Origin of the sequence: Ammonicoccus luteus, assembly GCF_050880385.1 — a bacterium.
In the GTDB taxonomy this organism is placed as follows: domain Bacteria; phylum Actinomycetota; class Actinomycetes; order Propionibacteriales; family Propionibacteriaceae; genus Enemella.
Genome location: NZ_JBNZCI010000003.1, coordinates 306,453 through 327,412, shown reverse-complemented (window position 1 = coordinate 327,412; position 20,960 = coordinate 306,453). Strand labels below are relative to the sequence as shown.

The window sequence follows — 20,960 nt, the reverse complement described above, 5'->3', positions numbered from 1 at the left end:
TCGTGCGGCTGTTGCTCGTGCGGCGGGTCAGACGAGGACGACCGCGAACGGCGGTTCCTGGGTGACCCGATCGCCGAGGACGTGCCGGAGACGTGCCCAGTCGTCGGCGTGATAGACGGCGAAGTCCTGCCAGCCTTCCCAGATCAGCACGGTCGGACGCGTCAGATCGGTGAGGCAGTCCCACAGGGCATCGAGGTTCTGCCCGTAGTAGTCCGGAAATCCGAGAGCCCGCCCGATCCCCTCGAGCACCCCGGCGCGGTCGGTCACGCGGGCGAGTTGGCCGACGGCCCAGCCGTGACCTCGCAGCCGGCGAATCAGGTCGTTGGGCGGCCGGCTCATCCGATAGACGCCGGGCGTGCCCCGGACGAGGCCGGCCGGGATGTCGAGGGGGCTCATCGTCGAATCCTCTTGAACGTTTCGTAGTGATCGTCGGTCCAGTAATGGATGCGATCATTGTCGCCCGTGACGATGCGGCGTGCCCCGCGATTGCGTGAACCGGGGGTGTCGACCGTATACTCCCGGTAATATCCGCGCCGCTCCTGCGGCAGGATCCCCTCGAAGTTGCCGAACGTCGAGCCGTCCTTGTCGTAGGGGAACGGGCCACCCCGGTCGATCAGCGTCAGCGTCTGCCGGGCCTCCCGCGGCAGGTCCGCCACGGCTATCCACGGCAATCCGGAGACTGGGTCGATGGTTTCGGCGCGGGAAGCCTGCGTACGCCTCGGCGGGGTGGGCCGACCGGTCTGCGCGTCCGTTGCGGGTTGGCCCGGTGTCGTGGTGGGCGGCGACGAGATGGACGTGGGTGCGGGTGTCGTCTGCGTACGCGGGTCCTCGCCCCCGCCCCCGCCCAACAACCACCACGCGCCCAGCGCAACCACCAGCAGGACAGCGACGAGGGCCCACGAACGGGGCCCTCGACGGGTGCCGGGCGACGGTGTGCCGGCGGTCACTGGATCGTCGGTGAGCCGTCGGCCGGAGGCTTCTCCTGCACGGGAATGAACGGATCGGCCTGCAGGCCCTGTTTGAAGACCGAGCCCAGGAACTCCTGCATGTGGGGATCGTTGTTCCAGGCTTCCCGGAGCTTGCGGGACAGGCGGCCGGCCGCGGCCTCTGCGTCGGGTGCGCGGGTGATCGCCCTGGTCACCCAGACCCGGCGGGCCCCCGCGGCGAGGACGTCGTCGATCGTCTCCTCGTCGATGCCTCCGCTGGCGAACCACGGCTTCGATTCCGGGTCCCCCGGGGGCTGCACGGTCGCGGTGAACCGCACGAGGTCATGTCCCGGTGCCCGGAACTGCGGGTGGGACTGGGACAGATAGACCGGCCCGATCGACAGATAGTTGACCTCCTGGTCGCGCACGGCGGCGTTGACCTGGTCCTCGTCGTGCGCCGACTGGCCGATGAGCGCCCACTGGTGGAGCTGGGGCCGGGCGACCTTGGGCGTGGTGTCGATCTGTGAGAGATGCAGCACGTCACCGTTGAACTGCTTGGCCAGTGCCGGGGACCCGTTCACCACGACCAGACCCTGGTAGTGGTAAGCCACCGTCCGGGCAAGATCGAGGGCATCGAGCAGTTGCTCGTCGGAGGCGTCGTCCTGGCGTACCTGAAGAACGTCCACCCCGCCCGCGAATGCCTTCTCCACGAAGCTCACGAAGTCCCCGGTCTCCGCGCGCAGATCGGTGCTCAGATAGAGTCGCGCAGTTTTCAGCCGGACATCGAGTCCCATGAGTGCTGTCACGGGAGTCAGCCTAGGACAGCCAACGGGTGTCCGACACCCCGCATCGGTTGGACATGTCCACCGGATTCCCTGCCTAGACTGCGGGGCAGGCTTTGCACGAGTGCCACCTTCCTCTACTTGTGTTCGGAGCGTGACGTGACGACAACCAGCATCGGTGACCCCTTGGTCGGCGTTGTGCTGGACGGTCGGTACCAAGTTCTGCAGCGTCTCGCCCGAGGCGGCATGGCGACCGTCTATCGGGCCACCGATATGCGGCTCGGACGGGTCGTTGCCGTCAAGGTGATGCACGAGGGACTCGGCGAGGACGACGACTTCACCCGGAAGTTCGACCGCGAAGCGCGTTCTGCGGCGAAACTGTGCCACCCCAACGTCGTGTCGGTGTTCGATCAGGGGCACGATGCCGGGCGGCCTTACATCGTCATGGAATATGTGGAGGGGTGCACGCTGCGCAATGTCATCAGCGCCGACACCCCCATGGAGCCGCTGAAGGCCCTCGAGCTGATCGATCTGATCCTCGCGGCACTCTGCGCGGCCCATGAGAACGGTCTCGTGCACCGCGACATCAAGCCGGAGAACGTGCTGATCTCGGCCAAGAACCACCTCAAGGTCGCCGACTTCGGGTTGGCTCGGGCGGTCAGCGCCCACACGACCGCGACGCAGGGCGTGCTGATCGGAACCGTTTCCTATCTGCCGCCCGAATTGGTGCTGCACGGGAAGGCCGATACCCGGTCGGATGTCTATTCGACCGGGGTCGTGCTGTTTGAACTGCTGACGGGCACGAAGCCCTATACGGGTGAAACGCCGATCCAGGTGGCTTATGCGCACGTGCACAACCGGATCCCGGCGCCCTCCACGCGGCTGGATACGCATTGGCAGGTGTCTCGGAACGGGATTCCGCCTTATCTTGACGCGCTGGTCCGTGCGGCGACCCAGCGCGAGCCCGATCGGCGGCCGCGGGACGCCCGCGAACTCCGCACGATGGTCGGGCGCGCCAGGGAGGCGCTGTCGAAGGGGATCATGGATGATCCCGCGCTCACGGCCGCCTTCACCGCACGGTTCGTCGATCAGGAAGACACCCAGACCCATATCCGCGGGAGCGTCGACGAGGTTGATCTGCCCGCCCTCCCTGTCGTTGCCGAGGCGCGAGAGGCATCCCGGCAGGCGGCCGGATCGCCAATGTCGCCGTCGCGACCCGAGCCCGCGCTCCCACCGACGGTGCGGCAGCCTGCGGTCCGGAAACAGAAGCACCGGACGCAGCGCGATCAGCGCTCCGAGAGCGTGCGGAAGCAGGCTGCTCGGCCCTCGCCTGTCGCGGTTCGCCGTCGTCGTTTCGTGACGCTGCTGCTGTTGATCGCTCTCACGATCGGCGGGACGGGCGCGTGGTGGATGCTCGACGGCCGTTTCGTCGAGGCTCCCGAGATGGCGGGGCTCACCCAGGCGGACGCCACGCGAGTCGCCGAGGAGAGGGGTCTCACGACCGAGACCACCCAGGACTTCAACGAGAATGTCCCGGCCGGCACGGTCATCTCGACCGAACCGGTCGCCGGTGCGGACGTCCCACGCGGGGGCAGCGTGGCGATGGTGGTGTCCAAGGGGCCGGAGCGGTTCTCAATGCCACGGGTGATCGGCCTGACCAAGGATGATGCCGAGAAGATGCTTGAGCAGGCGAACCTCGCGGTCGGCACGGTCAACGAGGACTGGCACGAGGAGCTCGCGCCGGGGCTGGTCACCGAGACCTCCGCGGAGTCCGGCACCCCGATGCGCCGGGATGCCCGGATCGACCTGACGCTGTCGAAGGGCCCCCGTCCGATCCGGATCGTCAACCAGTCGGGGCGCCCGGCGGATCAGGCGCAGGCCACACTCGAGAACGCCGGTTTCAACGTCGTCGTGAAGACCGCCCATTCACCGTCGGTGCCCGCGGGCCATGTCGTGTCCCAGGATCCGGCGAGCGGCACCACCCATCGCGGCCGCACTGTCACGATCGTCCGCTCGCTCGGCCCGGCGATGGTCAAGGTGCCGGACGTCCGGGCGCTTCCTGTTCAGGAGGCGGCGGACCAGCTCACGAAGGCGGGCTTCCGCGTCGAGACCAAGCACGGCGAGAACTTCCTCGACCTCGGCTTCGCCCAGCGCACCGATCCCCCGGCCGGCCACGAGGTCCCGGAGGGGTCGACGATCACGTTGTTCTTGGTCTAGGCAGGGACTAACTCCGCGACCCGCGAGCGACGACGTGAGGAGCGCAGAGCGAGCCCCGCGAGCGACGACGTGAGGAGCGCAGAGCGAGCACGGGGGTCCGGGGGTCGCCCCCCGCGCGGCGCGGCAGCGCCGCACTACACAGCGTGCGGCTGGCCGTCCCGATAGTCGTTGAGGCGGGTTTCGGTCATGTCGTTGATGCGGTTGACGACCAGGTTCCAGCCGCGGTCGTTGATGAGACCGTCATGGATCGGGAAGCCGAGGGGGGCTCCGATGGTGCGGGCGAAGTCGATGTGCTCTTTCATAGCTGCCCAGGGCCCCATGGCCGGGAGCGCGAGCACATCGATGCCTGGCGGGCAGGCAGCGAGTGAGTCGCCTGGGTGGAACAGGGTGGGGTGGCCCTCGGCGGAGACGACGACGCCGACGTTGCCGATCATCGGGATGTCGCGGTGGATGACGGCGTGCTGGCCGCCGACGGTGTGCAGGAGGACGGCGCCAATGCGGATGCTGCTTTCCGCCGGGATGCGCTCGGCGGTGGGCAGATCGACTTCGCCGGGCACGCCGGGCTCCACGAGGAGTCGGGCCTCCGGATTGGCGGCGACGAGCGCGGGGACGTGCTTGGGGTCGACGTGGTCGGGGTGCAGGTGCGTGATGACGATGGCGTCAAGCTCGGTGAGTCCGTGCCAGTCCTCGGAGAAGTTGCCCGGGTCGAGGAGGATGCGGACTCCGTCGACGTCGAGGAGCACCGTGGAGTGGCCCAAGTGTGTGATCTCCATGACAGCACGCTAGCTCACGGGATCAGGCGAGCAGCGCCCCGAGGGTCTCGCCGGCGCTCCTGGCCTCCTTGACGGTGACGTCGAGGTGGGTGACGGCACGGATCATCCGGGCGCCCAAGGCGGACACCGCGACACCGGATTCCAGTGCCCGGCCGGCGATCTCGGCTGCCCGGTGGTGTCCGGTGTCGAGGACGACGATGTTCGTTTCCACCTGGGCGGGGTCGACGGCGGTGGGCGTACGCTCCGCAACCGCTGCGGCGAACGCCTGCGCCGCTTGGTGGTCGTCGGCCAGTCGGTCGATGTGGTGGTCGATGGCGTACGCGGCCGCGGCCGCCAGGACACCTGCTTGACGCCAGCCGGCGCCGAGGCGCTTGCGGAGGATGCGGGCGGTGTCGATGCGTTCCCGGGAGGCGACGAGCATGGATCCGACGGGCGCACCGAGCCCCTTGGAGAAGCAGACCGAGACGGTGTCGAACAGGCGGCCGTAATCCCGCATTCCCACCCCTGTCGCGACGGCGGCATTCCACAGTCGGGCGCCGTCGAGATGGAGTCCGACGCCCGCGTCGCGACACAGTGCATGGACAGCCTGCAGATGGTCGAGCGGCTGGATCGTGCCGCCGCCGAAGTTGTGCGTGTTCTCGAGTGCAACGGCGGCGGTCGACACCAGATGGGGCCCGGCGTCCGGTTCGAGCAGCGCTTCGATGGCGGCCGCATCGGCCACCCCGCGCGATGACGTCCATGTCCGCATCGTCACTCCGAACACCGCGCCGTGGGCCCCGAGTTCGGCCCGGGCGATGTGGGCGCGGGCATCGCAGAGGACCTCCTGTCCGGGCTCCACGAGGAGCCGGACGCCGAGCAGGTTGGCCAGCGATCCGGTGGCGCAGAACAGTGCGGCTTCGTGGCCGAGCAGGTCGGCGACGCGCTCCTCGAGAGCGAGCACGGAGGGGTCTTCGGCGTACACGTCATCCCCCACCTCCGCCGCCGCCATCGCGGCCCGCATGCCGGGCGTGGGCTTGGTCAGGGTGTCACTGCGGAGGTCGATCACGGCGCCACGATACGGCCCACCGACCCCATGTCGCCCACGGCGCCCGAACCGGGAGAGCACCGGTGAGGCACGATGGAAGGACAGCGGCGCGCGTCCGGGCGGGACCCTCGGGCGAAGCAGTACGCCGGCAGAGTCGCCGGACGCTGCCCGCACTGCCCTGATGTCAGACACATCAGCTGAGCGAAGGACGAGACGTGAGCACGAATCCGGACAGCTTCGGCGCCAGGGGCACCCTGACGGTCGGAGAGAGCAGCTACGAGATCTACCGCATCGGCGGACTCCCGGGAGCCGCCTCGCTCCCCTATTCACTGAAGGTGCTGCTGGAGAATCTCCTGCGCACCGAGGACGGTGCGAACATCACCGCCGACCATGTCAACGCGTTGGCCGGGTGGGATGAGAACGCCGACCCGGACACGGAGATCCAGTTCACCCCGGCGCGGGTGATCATGCAGGACTTCACCGGCGTCCCCTGCATCGTGGACTTGGCCACCATGCGCGAGGCGATGGTCGATCTGGGCGGCGACCCGACGAGGATCAACCCGCTCGCACCCGCCGAACTGGTCATCGACCACTCCGTGATCATCGATGTCTTCGGCCGGCGGGACGCGTTCGAGCGCAACGTGGAGATCGAATATCAGCGCAATGGTGAGCGCTATCAGTTCCTGCGGTGGGGGCAGACCGCGTTCGAGGACTTCAAGGTGGTGCCTCCGGGCACCGGCATCGTCCATCAGGTCAACATCGAGCACCTGGCCAAGGTGACCATGACCCGCGACGTCGAGGGCACTGTGCAGGCGTACCCCGACACCTGCGTCGGCACGGACTCCCACACCACGATGGTGAACGGGCTCGGGGTGTTGGGCTGGGGTGTCGGCGGCATCGAGGCCGAGGCCGCGATGCTCGGCCAGCCGGTGTCGATGTTGATCCCCCGCGTCGTCGGGTTCAAGCTGACGGGCGCTGTGCCGCCCGGCGCCACCGCCACGGACGTGGTGCTGACGATCACGGAAATGCTGCGCGAGCACGGTGTCGTGGGCAAGTTCGTCGAGTTCTATGGCGAGGGTGTGGCTGCCGTCCCGCTCGCCAACCGCGCCACGATCGGCAACATGAGCCCCGAGTTCGGCTCGACCTGTGCGATCTTCCCGATCGATGACGTCACGCTCGACTATCTGCGGCTCACGGGCCGTGCGGAGGAGCAGGTGGCGCTGGTGGAGGCGTACGCCAAGGAGCAGGGCATGTGGGCGAACCCGCAGGCCGAGGCCCGCTACAGCGAACGCCTCGAGCTCGACCTGGCGACAGTCGTGCCCTCGATCGCCGGACCCAAGCGCCCGCAGGACCGCATCGACTTGGCCCAGGCCAAGCAGCAGTTCCATGCGGACCTGCAGAACTATGTCGTCGACGGCCAGGGCATCGAGAAGAGCGCGGTCGATCAGGAACTGGCCGACACCTTCCCGGCGTCCGACGCGCCCTCCCACGATCCGCGCCACCAATCGCAGGCCGCCGGACACCCGTCCCACTCGTTGGCGTTCAACGGTGAGCGAACCAGCACCCCCACTCCGGTCGAGATCGGCGCCGAACAGGTCGAGATCGACCACGGACACGTGGCGATCGCCTCGATCACCTCGTGCACCAACACCTCGAACCCCTCGGTGATGATGGCCGCGGCGATGCTGGCGAAGAACGCCGTCGAACGGGGGCTGAGCGTGCCGCCATGGGTGAAAACCTCGATGGCGCCCGGCTCGCAGGTTGTGACCGGCTATTTCGAGAGCGCCGGCATGTGGCCCTATCTGGAGAAGCTCGGGTTCCACCTGGTCGGCTATGGCTGCACCACCTGCATCGGCAACTCCGGTCCGGTGATCGACGAAGTTTCGGAGGCGGTCAACGCCGCTGATCTGGCGGTGGTCTCGGTGCTGTCCGGCAACCGCAACTTCGAGGGCCGGATCAATCCCGATGTGAAGATGAACTATCTGGCGTCTCCGCCGTTGGTGATTGCGTACGCCTTGGCGGGGACGATGGACTTCGACTTCGAGAGCGAACCGCTCGGCCGGGACAGCGACGGCAACGACGTCTTCCTCGCCGAGATCTGGCCCGACCCGGTGGCCGTCGAACGGACGATCGCCGAGTCGATCAGTCGCGAGTTGTTCGTCGCGGACTATGCCGATGTCTTTGCCGGGGATGAGCGCTGGCAGTCGCTGCCGACGCCGGAAGGTGACACGTTCGAGTGGGCGACCGACTCGACCTATGTCCGCAAGCCGCCGTACTTCGACGGCATGCAGGCCCGGCCCGAGCCGGTCGCGGACATCGCCGACGCACGGGTGCTGGCCAAGCTGGGCGACTCGGTCACCACCGACCACATCAGCCCGGCGGGATCGATCAAGGCCGACAGTCCCGCGGGGCGCTATCTGTCCGAGCGCGGCATCAAGCCCAAGGACTTCAACTCCTATGGCTCGCGGCGCGGCAACCACGAGGTGATGATCCGCGGCACGTTCGCGAACATTCGGTTGCGCAACCAGCTGCTGGACGGTGTGGAGGGCGGCTTCACCCGCGACTTCACCCAGCCGGACGGGCCGCAGACGACGATCTTCGAGGCGGCCGAGGCGTACGCGCGGGCGGGCACGCCGCTGGTGTTGCTGGCCGGCAAGGAGTACGGCTCCGGGTCCTCCCGTGACTGGGCGGCGAAGGGCACCCGGCTGCTGGGTGTGCGGGCGGTCATCGCGGAGTCCTATGAGCGGATCCACCGCTCCAATCTCATCGGCATGGGCGTGTTGCCGCTGCAGTTCCCCGAGGGCGAGAACGCCGACTCGCTGGGTCTCGACGGCACTGAGACGTTCACCATCACGGGCGTGACGGAGCTGAACGAGGGGCGGACGCCGAAGACCGTGCACGTCGTCGCGGCGAAGGACGACGGGCAAGCGGTCGAGTTCGACGCGATCGTGCGGATCGACACCCCCGGTGAAGCGGACTACTACCGCAACGACGGGATCCTGCAGTTCGTGCTGCGCTCGCTGGTCGACGGCTGAGAGAGCGTCCGGGCGATCACGGTCAGAGGTCGACCGGCACGAACTCCTGGATCGGGTTCGGGCGCTTGATGCGGCCGTCGGTCAGGCGCTCGGCCACGGTGAACGCGAGTTCCAGCGACTGGTTGCGGTTGAGACGCGGATCGCAGACGCTCTCGTAGCGGTTCTCCAGATCCGTCTCGTTCACCTCGCCCACGCCGCCCACGCACTCGGTCACGTCGTCACCGGTGAGTTCGATGTGCACGCCACCGGGCCACGAGTCCATCTGGTCGTGGACGTCGAACCAGCCGTTGAGCTCCGCGACGATCTGGTCGAAGGCCCGGGTCTTGAAGCCGTTGGACGTCGAGAAGGTGTTGCCGTGCATGGGGTCGCACACCCACACCGGCGTGCGGCCGGCGTTGTGCAGGGTCTCGATGATCGGCGGCAGCGCGTCCTTCACGTTGTCGGCGCCCATGCGGGTGATGAACGTCAGGCGGCCCGGCTCGTTGTCCGGATCCAGCCGTTCGGCCATCGCCAGGGCATCCGCGCCGGTGACCTTAGGCCCGAGCTTCACCCCGATGGGGTTGCGGACGTGCCGCAGGAGCTCGACGTGAGCACCGTCCAACTGCCGCGTACGCTCCCCGATCCAGATGAAGTGACCGGAGGTGTTGTAGGGCTGCTGCGAGCGCGAGTCGATGCGCGTCAGAGCGTGCTCGTATTCGAGGAGCAGGGCCTCGTGGGACGCATAGAAATCGACCGTGCGCATGTGCTCGTCGGAGATGCCGCAGGCGACCATGAAGGCCATCGCCCGTTCGATCTCGTCGGCGAGCGCCTCATAACGGGCTACCGCGCCCGAGTTGCGCACGAAGTTCGAGTTCCAGTTGTGGATCGTCCGGAGGTCCGCGAAACCACCGGTGACGAACGCCCGCGTCAGGTTCAGGGTGGCCGCGGAGGCGTTGTAGACCCGGAGCAGCCGGTCGGGATCCGGGATCCGGGACTCGGGGGTGAACTCGAAGCCGTTCACGGCGTCACCGCGGAAGCTCGGCAGCGACACGTCACCGCGGGTCTCGGTGGTCGAGGATCGGGGCTTGGCGTACTGACCCGCGATCCGGCCGACCTTCACGACCGGCACCTGGGCGGCATACGTCATGACGACCGCCATCGCCAGGAGCACCTGCAGCTTGTTCTTCACGTTCTGCGCGGTCACTCCCGCGAACGTCTCCGCGCAGTCACCGCCCTGCAGGAGGAAGGCCTCGCCACGGGCGACGGACGCGAGCTTGGTGCGCAGATCGTCGCACTCTCCGGCGAACACCAACGGCGGACGGGTGGACAGGTCGCGGCTCACCGCATCGACAGCTGCCGGATCGGGATATTCCGGCTGCTGCTGCGGGCTGAGTGCGTGCAACTGCTCCAGGCTGGGGAAAGACACGAGGTGAAGGATAGGCGCTGCTGTCAAGCGCGACCGGTGATGCCAGAGACCGGACCGTGGCGCACGCGGGCGCCCGGTGTCGTGGTGAGAGTCTGCGCGCCGGCCTTGGGTGTCAGCCCTCGGCTCAGACGGTGTATCCGCGCTCCACGGCGTACAGCGCCAACTCGACGCGGTTGTGGAGTTGAAGCTTGCGGAGCACGTTCTGGACGTGGTTCTGCACGGTGCGGTGGGAGACGAAGAGTTCGTCGGCGATCTCGCGATAGGCCATGCCCTTGGCGACATAGCGCAGCACCTCGATCTCGCGGGCGGTGAGCGCCGGGCCCGGATCGTTGTGGGCCTCGGCATTCGTGACCATGCGGCGGAACTCACCGAGCACCAGGCCCGCCAGGCTCGGGGTGAACACGGCCTGACCGAGGGCCGTCTGTCGCACGCCGTCCAGCATTTCCTGAGGTGTGGCGGACTTGAGCAGATAACCCCGTGCACCCGCCTTGACGGCACGCAGCACGTCACCCCGCTCCCCCGACGCGGACACGACGAGCACCTTCAGATCGGGAAACTCCTGCATGAGGATCTCGGTGCAGGTCGCACCGTCGGGTTCGGGGATCTGCAGGTCCATGACGAGGACATCGGGGCGCGTCGCCCGGGCGCGGATGAGGCACTCCTCCCCCGCCCGAGCCGTGGCGACGATCTCGAACCCGTCGTCCTCGAGGTCGCCACCCATCGCTTCCAGCCACATGGGGTGGTCGTCGACCAGCATCACCCGTCGTGGCATGTCCTTGGCCTGCTTCATCGTCCTCTCCGCGTTGCTCGTGCCGTCGACGCCCGTCGTCAGGTCCCAGCTTCGATCGGCACGCGGAACTCCCACTCGACGCCCCGTCCGGGCGCCGTGCGCATGGTCGCGGTGCCGCCAAGATCGCGGATGCGTCCGTGAATCGAGTCTTTCATGCCGAGGCGACCAGCGCGCATTGCCGCGGCAAACTCTTCAGGCTCGCCGCCCACGCCGTTGTCCCGGATGGAGACGACCGCATCGGTCCCCTCGACCTCCAGAAGCACCCAGGCCCGGGCATCCGGACCGGCGTGCTTCTCCACGTTCGCGAGCGCCTCACCAATCGCCGCATCCAGTTCCATCGAACGGCGGGACTCGATCAGCAGCGGTTCAGCCGGTGTCGAGACCGTCACGGTTGCACTCGCGTGGCGGTCGAGCGCGGCGCAGAAGTTGCGATGGGTCACCTCGCGCGAATCCCCCGCGGTTGCGTCGGTCTCGTCCCGGATCAGCGCCCGCAGCTGGCTCTCCTGTTCGCGTGCCAGCCGGGCCAATCGCTGACCCCGCGGGCCCAGCCCGGGCGCTTCCCGTTCGACCATCGCCAGCACCTGCAGGACTCCGTCGTGCACGATCCGGGAGAGTCGTTGGCGCTCGGTGCTGAGGGCGGTGGCGGCACTCAGCCGCTCGTGTTCCGCGGTCACCCGGTGGAGCTGGTCGACCATGAAACCAAGACCGCCGGCGCCGATGACCAACACGACCAGCAGACCCCAGCGCTCCGGGTTGGGATCCGGATTCTGCGCGAACGTGATGAGACACATGGCAAGCGCCGCATTGCCGCCCGGCAGCCAGCCGCGACCGAACGCGATCGCCAGTGGGGCGGCAGCAGTCCAGAACCCGGTGATCGGCACCGTGTCCCCCGGCCCCAACACCGCCGGTGAGAGCGCCAGGAGGATGAACGTGCACGCGAAGTCGAGCCCGAGCACCCAGCCCGGAACGCGGCACTTCCCTGCATACAGCCGATGCAGCAGCACCGACACCACAATCATCACCAGGCAGAAGATGACGACCGCCACCGGCATCAGCGCGCGGTCCAAGCGGGCCATGTTGACGACAACGGTCAGCAGGACGAGGACATAACGCATGGAGGCCAACGCGGAGAACAGCGGCGGGGTGACCTCGGTGCCCGGATGGGCGCTGCCCCGTCCGAACATCGGCATGGTCATCCGGCTGTTTCCTTGGCCTTCTCGCGGGCCACCGTCGCATATTCGTCGACGTATTCCTGCCCGGAGAGCTCCATGATCGCGTACATCACCTCATCGGTGATCGATCGCAGGATGAACCGGTCCTCGCTGACGTCTGCGTACCGGGAGAAATCCAACGGCCTGCCGAACTTGACGATGGGCGTCACGACCCGGCCGAAGTGTTTGTCGCGGGGAGCGATGAGATCGGTGTTGATGACCGCCGCGGGGATGACGCTCACGCCCGCCTCGAGCGCCAACCGAGCGACTCCGGTGCGCCCCTTGTAGAGCCGCCCGTCGTGACTGCGCGTTCCCTCGGGGAAGATGCCGAAGAGTTCGCCACGATTGAGTACGCGGAGTCCGGCGCGCAGTGCGCCCTTCGACGCCTCGCCTCCGGAGCGGTCGATGGGCACCTGTCCGGTGCCGGCGAAGAACTTGCGTTGCAGCAGCCCTTTGAGGCCGGTGCCGTTGAAATAGTCGGACTTCGCCACATAGGTGATGCGCCGCCGCAGGGCGAGCGGCGTGAACAACCAGTCTGCGATCGACAGGTGGTTGCTGGCGATGATCGCCGCGCCCTGCTCCGGGACGTTGTCAGCGCCCTCGACAACCGGACGGAAGATGCGCTTGATGCCCGGCCCGAGCAGAATGTTCTTGAAGAGCCAGTAGGTCCCACCGCCCGAGCCGTCACCTTCCTCGCCGACCCGGACCACGGCATCGGTCGCGGTCGGGTCCGGCCGAGGGCTCTTCTTCATTTCTGCTCCGCCGCGTCCTGCTCGGCCTGAGCAGCCAGCTCACCAGTGGTCGGCGGCACACGGTTGCCTGCGCCTGGCCGGACCATGACCTTCTCCTCGATGTTGCGGCCGTCGAGGGCACCGGACTTGATGGAGGTTGCGTACACGTCCACGTATTCCTGGCCGGTCAGTTCCTGGATGGCGGACATGATCTCGTCGGTGACCCACCGCAACACCTCGCGATTGTTGGGTTGATCGAAGTACTGACTGAAATCGAGCGGCTTGCCGATGCGAATCCCGGGGCGGCGCATATAAGGAATGCCGAACCAACCCTTGACGAACTGCGTGCTCACCGTGCCGACCGGCAAGACCGGCACCTGGTGGGCGAGAACCAGCCGGGCCACCCCGGTCTTGCCCTTGTAGAGCCGGCCGTCGGGGGAACGCGTGCCCTCTGCATAGATCCCGACGATCTCCTGGGACCGCAGAATCTCGCCGACGTGGTCCACCGAGTCGGCGGAGGCGCGACCGCCGGAGCGGTCCATCGGCAACATGCCCACGTTGCGGAGGAACCAGGACACGACCTTGCCGCCGAAGGACTTGCCCCGGAACAGTTCAGCCTTGGCCGGAAAGGTGATCTTGCGCTCGACGATCGCGGGCAGGATCACGGTGTCGCCGTAGGACAGGTGGTTGCTCACGAGGACCGCAGCGCCCTTGCTCGGGATGTTCTCGGCACCCTCTAGCCACGGCCGGCACACGGCCTTCAGGACCGGCGCGAACAGAAACCACTTGAAAAGCCAGTAGTACACAGTCGAAACCCTAGGCCACAAGGGCGACAGCGGTACACCTCTTGCGGGCCACGGACTGCGCGCGGTGGGTAGCATGACAACCGTGAGATGGCGCAGTCGCCCGACAACGAAGGCAGGTGTCCGCGAGAACGCGGTCGGGTTCACCGGCGGCTCCGGCCGCGTCGGGGTGGTTCTGTGCCACGGCATCACTGGATCGCCGTTCTCGCTGCGCGCATTCGCCGATCACTTGGTGGCAGAGGGTTATCGGGTCGCGCTCCCGCTGTTGCCCGGGCACGGCACGTCGTGGCAACAACTCAACCGCACGTCGTGGCACGACTGGTTCGCCGTGGTCGACGGGGCGCTGCGTGCACTGCGCCGGGAGTGCGACGAGGTGTTCGTGATGGGGATTTCGATGGGTGGGGCCCTCGCGCTTCGGCTGGCCCAGGTCCATCCGGACGATGTGCGCGGGATCGTTCTGGTGAACCCGTCGCTGGGCACCGCGGACAAGCGCTATCTGTTCCTGCCGTTCCTCAGCCGCTTCGTTCCCTCGCTGGCCGGGATCACCGACGACATCGCCAAACCCGATGTGACCGAGCACGGTTATGACCGCGTGCCGCTCAAGGCGGTGGTGTCGATGATGGACCTGTGGACGACGGTGCGGGCCGATCTGCCTCGGGTTGAACAGCCGATCCTGATGTTCCGATCCGAAACCGATCACGTCGTGGACGACACCTCGGCGAGGATCATCCACCATTCGGTGGCCTCCGCCGAGGTCACCGAGCGACTGCTCACCCGCTCGTTCCACGTGGCGACACTGGACTTCGAGGCCGAGGACATCTTCAGCGAGTCGGTCGACTTCATCCGCGGCCACAGCGCGTTTCACGGCGATGCTCCGGACGGGATTTCCGCCGGCACCGGAGTCCCCGATGAATGACCGGCGCCAGGAAGACTTCGATCGCGATTTCACCGAGATGGTCTCCGGTCTCACGATGGAGGGATTCGGGGAGGCCTCCCACACGACGCGGCCCGTCGACCCGCCGGATCTCCGGGATTCACCCCGGCCCTTCGACCCGTCCGGCCCCACAGCAAACTCGGCCCCTCGTCCGCCCCGCCCCGCAGCCGAGCCACCAAAGGCCTTCAGCTTCGATTCCGCGATGGCCGAGGCGGAGCCGGACGACCCGGATCCCTCGGAATACACCCCGCCGCCACTGCCACCGCTGCGCACGCCGCGCGGATGGGCCGCTCTGGGGTGGGCGTGCGCGGCCTACGTCCTCGCTGCGCTCCTGTTGACGATCGTGGGCGTACGCCTGCCTGGGTGGGCCGGCTGGCTCGCAGTCATCGCGTTCGTGGCCGCAGTGTTCATCGGTTGGCGATCGCTGCCGAAGGATCGGGACCCCGATGACGACGGGGCGGTCGTCTGAAGCCCAGACGACCGCGCGTACGCCGGCAGAATCCAGAACTGCGTCACTGCCTTCCCCCAGGAGACAGTGACGCAGAAGAACTGGTCCAGATGAGGCTCAGCGCCCCAAGAGTTTGCCGAGGAACCCACCGCCGGAGCTTGCCGGCGCCGAGTTCTGGTCACAGGTGCAGCGGTCCGCCTTAGCGACCCCGGACATCACTTGGTCGACATGCATGCCGCAGCCGGCCCACGTCGTCTTGCCACACTTCCGACACTTAACCGCACGGCACATGCCTGCCTCCATTTCACTGGATCTCGAATCATCCTTCCCCCTTTATACCCTAGGGGGTATCAGCGATCAAGTCGCTTGCCGTGCACCGCCCATCCGATCCAGGTGAGGCGTGGAGCGCGCACCGCCGCGCACGGACCGCGTGAAGCGCTCAGCGAGAGCGATGTGACGCGCGATCAGGCCGCGTTGCTAGATTCGATGCGAGGTCGCACCGCACAAAGGAGTCCCTGATGAGCCAGACCGTGAAAGCAGTCATCGCCCGCAGCAAGGGCGCCGACGTGGAAGTCGTCGACATCGTGATCCCCGATCCGGGCCCCGGCGAGGCCGTGGTCAAGATCCAGGCCTGCGGGGTCTGCCACACCGATCTGCACTATCGCGAGGGCGGCATCAACGACGAGTTCCCCTTCCTGCTGGGCCATGAGGCCGCCGGCGTGGTGGAGTCGGTCGGCGAGGGCGTGACAGAGGTGGCACCCGGCGACTATGTCGTGCTGAACTGGCGCGCCGTCTGCGGCCAGTGCCGGGCGTGCGCCAAGGGCAAGCCGTGGTATTGCTTTGCCACCCACAACGCCAAGCAGAAGATGACACTCGCCGAGGGCGACCCCGATGCCGGCAAGGAACTCTCACCCGCGCTGGGCATCGGGGCATTCGCCGAGAAGACGCTGGTGGCGGCGGGACAGTGCACGAAGGTCGACCCGGCCGCCGCGCCGGAAGTCGCCGGCCTGCTGGGCTGCGGCGTGATGGCAGGCCTGGGTGCCGCCATCAACACGGGCAACGTCGGGCGGGGCGACTCCGTGGCGGTCATCGGATGCGGCGGAGTCGGCATGGCATCGGTCGTCGGCGCCAGGCTGGCCGGCGCGGCGACGGTCATCGCGGTCGACACCGACTCGCGCAAGCTCGAGCAAGCGATGGCGCTGGGGGCCACCCACTCGGTCCACGCCGACGGCAAGCTCGATGTGATCGAGGAGATCAAGAAGCTCACCGGTGGGCACGGCGCGGATTGTGTCATCGACGCGGTCGGCCGGCCGGAGACCTTCACCCAGGCGTTCCAGGCCCGGGACCTCGCGGGGACCGCAGTCCTCGTCGGCGTGCCCACACCGGAGATGACCTGGGAAGTCCCACTGCTGGACGTCTTCGGCCACGGCGGTGCCCTGAAGTCGTCGTGGTACGGGGATTGTCTGCCCAGCCGGGACTTCCCGATGTTGGTGGACCTCTATCTCCAGGGCCGCTTGCCGCTGGAGGCGTTCGTTACCGAAAAAATCGGCATCGGCGACGTCGAGGCAGCATTCGAGAAGATGCACCACGGAGATGTCCTGCGCTCCGTGGTCATGGTTGACTGACCGCGATCGCCAGGAAAAAAACTAGAAAACGTGACTATAAAAGAGGAAAGAGGCATCTGATGGGCGAGGTCCGCATCGACCACTGCGTCACCAAGGGCACCTTCAGCCTGGACGGCGAGACCCACGAGGTGGAGAACAACGTCTGGATCATCGGCGACGACAAGGAGTGCTTCGTGCTCGACGCTCCCCACAGTGTCGACGACATCATGGCGGTGGTGGGTGACCGGGACGTTGCGGCGATCTTGTGCACGCACGCCCACGACGACCATGTGGGGGCGGCGGTGGATCTTGGGATCAGGACGAACGCACCGATCCTGCTCAACCCGCGGGACCTGCGGCTGTGGAAGCAGACGCACCCGAAGGTCAATCCCGACAACGAGATCAACCACAACGACGTCTTCTACATCGCCGGCACGGGCGTGCGGGTCCTCCACACCCCGGGCCACTCCGAGGGCGGCGTCTCGCTGTATGTGCCGAATCTCGGCGTCGTGTTCTCCGGGGACACCCTGTTCAAGGACGGGCCCGGAGCGACCGGCGGCAGTTTCTCCAACAAGGAGGTCCTGCTGGATTCGATCCACAAATACCTGTTCACCCTGCCCGACGAGACGATCGTTCACACGGGCCACGGTGAGTCCACCACGATCGGTGCGGAGCGGGCCAAGACGGAGATCTACGGCGAAGCCTGATCCCAGCGCTCCCTGCTGAATCGGCGGCGGTCACCCCAGGTCGAGCACCTGGCGGAGGACCGCCGCCGTCGTCGTTGGTGAAAAGCTCGTGGCCACGTGGGCACGTCCGACCTCACCCATCGCGCGGGCGCGTGGCAGATCCGTCAGCAGTTCGAGGAGGACGGCAGCCAAGCCCGCCGGGTCGTCCGGTTGCACGAGAAGACCGGAGGCTCCTGGCACGAGTGTGTCCCCGGTCCCACCGGAATCCCCCGCGATGACCGCCAGGCCGGCAGCAGCGGCTTCGGCGAACACCATCCCCAGCCCCTCGGGGTTCAGCCCCCGGAACCTGGTGCGGACCGGCAGCGCGAACACATGCCCTTCGGCCAGCAGTGCCGGCATGAGGCGATGCGGCACCGGCCCTGCGAATCGCACGCAGTCCGATTGGGTCAGTCGCGCGGCCTTGGCCATCAGGCGCTGCCGCAGTGGTCCGTCTCCGATGAGCACCAGCTCGGGGGACCGGCGTTCGACCGGCCACGCAGCCAACACGAGGTCCCAGGCTTCCAGAAGTGTGTCGAAACCCTTCTGACGGATGAACCGGCCGGCGGCGACCACTGTCGGACGCGCCGCTCCCCCGGTGCCAGCCGGACGGAATCGGGTGATGTCCACCGGCGGTGCCAGTCGCACCATCGCACTGCGTGCCTCCGGGGAGAGGGCCGGGGCGATCGCGGCGCGGGTGAAGCCGGAGATATAGGACAACGCGTCCACGTTGTCACCGATTCGCCGCAGCATCGCTCGGCTCACCGGCAGCCGCGCCCACCACGTCTCGTGTCCATGGGTGATCGCGAGCAGGTGAGTGGCGCCGGCCCTGCGCAGCGCCGGTGCCAGCAAACCGAGTGGCGCAGCTGCCCCGAAGATGATCCGGGTCGCCCCATGACGAATCATCAGTGCCTCTGCTGCGCGGCGGGTGCCGCGATCCGGCAGGAGGAGGCGGCCGTGCCGGTGCACGGGGAATGGCAGGGTCCCGTCGGCGGTGCGGGCACCGGGGTGTCGGCGCGTGAGCACCACCACATCACCGAGGAGCTCACAGATCTGGGCGACGAACGCTTCGATGCCCCCGATGGTGGGCGGGAAGTCGTTCGTGATGACCAGGGTCGTCGGCATGGCGTGGTCCTGTCAGCCCGTGAGGCGGCGCAGTTCGGCGTGCACCTCGGACTGAAGGGAGCCCCGGTTCCAGCCTTCGTCCTCCAGGGCCTGGTCCAGTGCGGCACCCGACTGGACGGCCGCATGGATCCGATCGGCCGTTCCGGTGTTGCGGTCGAGCACCCGCACGGTCAGCCAGGCCCGCTGATAATGGGCATCGACGCGGGGATTGCCGGGGTCGAGGTCGGCGTCACTCACCAAGGCATCGGCGATCCCGTGCCGCCGCTGATCGGCCGCCAGGTGCGCTTCGTGCGCCGCCCGGACCTCGGGATGAGCCGAGAGCGCGACCAGATCTGCGTACCCCTCCGACAACCACAACAGACCACGACGCTGCACCGACCCCGACGCGACATGAACGGCCTCATGGGTCAGCAGCACCTGACGTGCCTCTGCCCGCAGCGACCTCGTCGCGAGCGGGTTCACGACGATGTGCGCCGTTTCGCCGAACGGCCAGGTCGAGGCCGCGACGGCGCGGTGACTGTCGGCGTGCACTCCGAGAACTCGTTCGAAATCAGCGGGCGAATCGGGCAGTTGGACCACGAGCGACGAAGGGTCCAAGTTGTGCTGGCGGAGCTCAGCACGCGCGGTGGCCAGCCCTGCGAGCCATGGCCCTGCGTCGCGGTCATCGGCGGCGAGAACCGCATCCGATCCATCGACCACCACGCGGGTTTCCTGGAGGAGCCACAGCGGGACAGCACCCGAAGGCCCATCGGTCAGGCCCGCCAACCGGGGGCTGCCGGTGTCGGTTGTCACCGTGAACCACACCGTGTGGGTAGCGGCGGGAAACCCGGGGACGGCCCAGTCAACCCGCGCGGCCTGCACGGTGGCGCTCGACCCCAGGAGCTCACGCCGTGCCGCCGAAAGCGGGTGCGTCCGGCCGGTCGGGGTGATCGCCACCTCGAGCTGGGCGAGGTTCGCCCGCAGTTGGTCCGCCCTCGCCGCGAACTCGGGATCGCGCCTGTCGAGCAGGACTTGCCAGGCGGCGGGATCCGCCCGCTTCGCGACCAGCACACCCAGGAAATCCTGGAGCTGGGACCCGGTGAGAGGCCCGGCGGGACCTTGAGCAGCGGTTGGCGTCGTGACGAGGCCGGGCGGAGCGTGCTCGGGCGGCCGAGCCGTGTCCGCAGGTCCGGCACAGGCCAGCAACGGGACGACCCCCAGCAACATCACGAGGATGCGGCTGGGGGTCGCGCGGAGACTGGTCGCGTCAGCCAACCCGACGGGCGCCGGCGATCGGCATGGACCGCAGGGGGTCATAGCCGATGGGCTTCCCCGGGCGGGAGGCGTGGACGATCTGGCCTCCGCCGGCATAGATGGCGACGTGGCTGATGCCGGAGTAGTAGAACACGAGGTCACCCGGCGCGAGCTGGTCGATCGACACCGGACGCCCGGCACCGAACTGTGCCTGCGACGTGCGCGGCAGCGACACGCCTGCGGAGCGCCACGCAGCGCCGGTCAGGCCGGAGCAGTCATAGCCCGACGGGCCGGTGCCGCCGTAGATGTAGGACTTGCCGATCTGGGCACGCGCGAACGCAAGGGCCGCCAGTCCCCGAGAGGTGGAGGTGGCAGCCGGCGGGGCTGCAGGGGCGGGGGGCTGCGTCGCGGCACGTGCCGGACGCGGCTCGGGCCGCGCGGGCTCCGGGGCGGCGGGCGTCCGGGTCGGGGCCGGCGTGCGCTCCCGGTCGCGGGACGCGGACTGCTCGCGCTGTGCGGCCTGCTGGGCCTGGGCCCGCTCTGCTGCCGCGGCGGCCTCGCGGGCCTGACGCTCTTCCTCCGCCTGCAGGCGGGCGCGCTCCTCGGCAGTCAGCCGGGCCAGCACCTTTTCCGCATCGTCAAGCTTGCTGGCCGACGCGGCACGTGCTGCCTTGATCTCTTCGGTGGACTTGTTGATGGTCTCGACGTCCGCGGCGGCGCCACGCTTCATGTCCGCGAGGTTGGCCTGCTCGGCCTGGAAATCCTGGAGGGCGCCGTTCTGATTCGCCGTGACCTGCTGAATAGTCGCGTACTGGCTCAGGAACGTGTCCGCATCCGCCCGCAGCAGGAGCTGAGTGGTCGGATCGAGGTCCCGGTTCTGGAACTGCGCGAGCGCCACCTGACCGACCTGGGAGCGCATCACCGCAACCCGCTCGGTCTGCTTCTTGACGTCGTCCTCGCGGGTGGCGAGGCGCTTCTGGGCTTCGTCCAGCTTGCCCTGTGCGGCGAGTGCGTCCTGATCGAGCGCGGCCGCCTCCATCGCAAGCTTGTCGACCTCGGCCTTCGCCTTGGCAACGGTGTCCGGATCCGCATGACCTGTGACGGGAAAACCGGTGACCACCAAGGTCGCGATCGTGGCCCCGAGGACCCCCGCTCGCAGCGCCTTCTGCCTGCGTGTAGCCACGCCCGTTCCCTTCG

Annotated in this window: 20 protein-coding genes; 6 read left to right on the top strand and 14 right to left on the bottom strand. The window is 67.9% G+C overall.

From position 1 onward, the window contains the following. Positions 1–27: 27 nt before the first annotated feature. Genes ACQ260_RS09355 through ACQ260_RS09345 form a run of 3 tightly spaced genes read right to left on the bottom strand, consistent with a single transcriptional unit; the run spans position 28 to position 1,732 of the window. Positions 28–396 (bottom strand): barstar family protein, encoded by a 369-nt coding sequence (locus tag ACQ260_RS09355; RefSeq protein ID WP_432559159.1) that lies wholly within the window; start codon positions 394–396, stop codon positions 28–30. Beyond that, positions 393–947 (bottom strand): guanyl-specific ribonuclease, encoded by a 555-nt coding sequence (locus ACQ260_RS09350; protein WP_432559158.1) that lies wholly within the window; start codon positions 945–947, stop codon positions 393–395. The genes ACQ260_RS09355 and ACQ260_RS09350 overlap by 4 nt, the downstream gene beginning before the upstream one ends. Then, complete coding sequence (locus ACQ260_RS09345; RefSeq protein WP_432559157.1) at positions 944–1,732, bottom strand: thiamine phosphate synthase; 789 nt, start codon at positions 1,730–1,732, stop codon at positions 944–946. The genes ACQ260_RS09350 and ACQ260_RS09345 overlap by 4 nt, the downstream gene beginning before the upstream one ends. Before the next feature lie 135 nt (positions 1,733–1,867). Here ACQ260_RS09345 and pknB point away from each other — a divergent pair, with 135 nt between their 5' ends. After that, on the top strand, positions 1,868–3,925 hold the full coding sequence (pknB, locus tag ACQ260_RS09340; RefSeq protein WP_432559156.1) for a Stk1 family PASTA domain-containing Ser/Thr kinase: 2,058 nt from the start codon (positions 1,868–1,870) through the stop codon (positions 3,923–3,925). Between the two features lie 134 nt (positions 3,926–4,059). Here the strand turns inward: pknB and ACQ260_RS09335 are convergent, their stop codons facing one another. Both ACQ260_RS09335 and ACQ260_RS09330 read right to left on the bottom strand, forming a co-directional pair. Further along, positions 4,060–4,698 carry an MBL fold metallo-hydrolase gene (locus ACQ260_RS09335; RefSeq protein ID WP_432559155.1) on the bottom strand — a complete coding sequence of 213 codons (639 nt, stop codon included), beginning with the start codon at positions 4,696–4,698 and terminating at the stop codon, positions 4,060–4,062. Between the two features lie 22 nt (positions 4,699–4,720). Continuing rightward, positions 4,721–5,743, bottom strand: a complete 1,023-nt coding sequence (locus ACQ260_RS09330) for a threonine aldolase family protein (RefSeq protein WP_432559154.1) — start codon at positions 5,741–5,743, stop codon at positions 4,721–4,723. A gap of 194 nt (positions 5,744–5,937) precedes the next feature. On the opposite strand from ACQ260_RS09330, the gene ACQ260_RS09325 reads away from it, so the two are divergent. Then, positions 5,938–8,757 carry an aconitate hydratase gene (locus ACQ260_RS09325; protein ID WP_432559153.1) on the top strand — a complete coding sequence of 940 codons (2,820 nt, stop codon included), beginning with the start codon at positions 5,938–5,940 and terminating at the stop codon, positions 8,755–8,757. Positions 8,758–8,779: 22 nt separating this feature from the next. Here the strand turns inward: ACQ260_RS09325 and ACQ260_RS09320 are convergent, their stop codons facing one another. The 5 genes from ACQ260_RS09320 to ACQ260_RS09300 all read right to left on the bottom strand — a co-directional run bounded on the left by ACQ260_RS09320 (position 8,780) and on the right by ACQ260_RS09300 (position 13,700). Next, positions 8,780–10,162 (bottom strand): class II 3-deoxy-7-phosphoheptulonate synthase, encoded by a 1,383-nt coding sequence (locus ACQ260_RS09320; RefSeq protein ID WP_432559152.1) that lies wholly within the window; start codon positions 10,160–10,162, stop codon positions 8,780–8,782. A 124-nt stretch (positions 10,163–10,286) separates the two neighbouring features. Next, positions 10,287–10,952, bottom strand: a complete 666-nt coding sequence (locus ACQ260_RS09315) for a response regulator (protein ID WP_432559151.1) — start codon at positions 10,950–10,952, stop codon at positions 10,287–10,289. A 38-nt stretch (positions 10,953–10,990) separates the two neighbouring features. Continuing rightward, entirely contained in the window at positions 10,991–12,148 is a 1,158-nt protein-coding gene (gene macS / locus ACQ260_RS09310; protein ID WP_432559150.1) for a MacS family sensor histidine kinase, read from the bottom strand. After that, positions 12,145–12,915, bottom strand: a complete 771-nt coding sequence (locus tag ACQ260_RS09305; protein WP_432559149.1) for a lysophospholipid acyltransferase family protein — start codon at positions 12,913–12,915, stop codon at positions 12,145–12,147. Before ACQ260_RS09305 ends, macS begins: the two co-directional genes overlap by 4 nt. Beyond that, positions 12,912–13,700 (bottom strand): lysophospholipid acyltransferase family protein, encoded by a 789-nt coding sequence (locus tag ACQ260_RS09300; RefSeq protein WP_432559148.1) that lies wholly within the window; start codon positions 13,698–13,700, stop codon positions 12,912–12,914. The genes ACQ260_RS09305 and ACQ260_RS09300 overlap by 4 nt, the downstream gene beginning before the upstream one ends. 73 nt (positions 13,701–13,773) lie before the next feature. On the opposite strand from ACQ260_RS09300, the gene ACQ260_RS09295 reads away from it, so the two are divergent. Next, the gene (locus ACQ260_RS09295; protein ID WP_432559147.1) at positions 13,774–14,613 is read left to right on the top strand and encodes an alpha/beta hydrolase; all 840 of its coding nucleotides are present in this window, start codon (positions 13,774–13,776) and stop codon (positions 14,611–14,613) included. Then, positions 14,606–15,100 (top strand): hypothetical protein, encoded by a 495-nt coding sequence (locus tag ACQ260_RS09290; RefSeq protein WP_432559146.1) that lies wholly within the window; start codon positions 14,606–14,608, stop codon positions 15,098–15,100. The genes ACQ260_RS09295 and ACQ260_RS09290 overlap by 8 nt, the downstream gene beginning before the upstream one ends. 96 nt (positions 15,101–15,196) lie before the next feature. On the opposite strand, the gene ACQ260_RS17325 is transcribed toward ACQ260_RS09290, so the two are convergent. Next, entirely contained in the window at positions 15,197–15,370 is a 174-nt protein-coding gene (locus ACQ260_RS17325) for a DUF8730 family Cys-rich protein (protein WP_502219706.1), read from the bottom strand. Between the two features lie 227 nt (positions 15,371–15,597). Between ACQ260_RS17325 and ACQ260_RS09285 the strand changes: the two genes are divergently transcribed. Both ACQ260_RS09285 and ACQ260_RS09280 read left to right on the top strand, forming a co-directional pair. Further along, positions 15,598–16,704, top strand: coding sequence for an S-(hydroxymethyl)mycothiol dehydrogenase (locus tag ACQ260_RS09285; protein WP_432559145.1), 1,107 nt, complete (start codon positions 15,598–15,600; stop codon positions 16,702–16,704). 59 nt (positions 16,705–16,763) lie between these two features. Then, a complete protein-coding gene (locus ACQ260_RS09280) occupies positions 16,764–17,390 on the top strand; it encodes an MBL fold metallo-hydrolase (RefSeq protein WP_432559144.1) in 627 nt (208 codons plus the stop codon). 30 nt (positions 17,391–17,420) lie between these two features. Here the strand turns inward: ACQ260_RS09280 and ACQ260_RS09275 are convergent, their stop codons facing one another. The 3 genes from ACQ260_RS09275 to ACQ260_RS09265 are packed head-to-tail and all read right to left on the bottom strand — an operon-like array spanning position 17,421 to position 20,946. Beyond that, entirely contained in the window at positions 17,421–18,530 is a 1,110-nt protein-coding gene (locus tag ACQ260_RS09275; protein ID WP_432559143.1) for a glycosyltransferase family 4 protein, read from the bottom strand. Between the two features lie 12 nt (positions 18,531–18,542). Beyond that, entirely contained in the window at positions 18,543–19,784 is a 1,242-nt protein-coding gene (locus ACQ260_RS09270) for a hypothetical protein (RefSeq protein ID WP_432559142.1), read from the bottom strand. Continuing rightward, the gene (locus ACQ260_RS09265) at positions 19,777–20,946 is read right to left on the bottom strand and encodes a C40 family peptidase (protein WP_432559141.1); all 1,170 of its coding nucleotides are present in this window, start codon (positions 20,944–20,946) and stop codon (positions 19,777–19,779) included. The genes ACQ260_RS09270 and ACQ260_RS09265 overlap by 8 nt, the downstream gene beginning before the upstream one ends. Between the last annotated feature and the right edge of the window lie 14 nt (positions 20,947–20,960).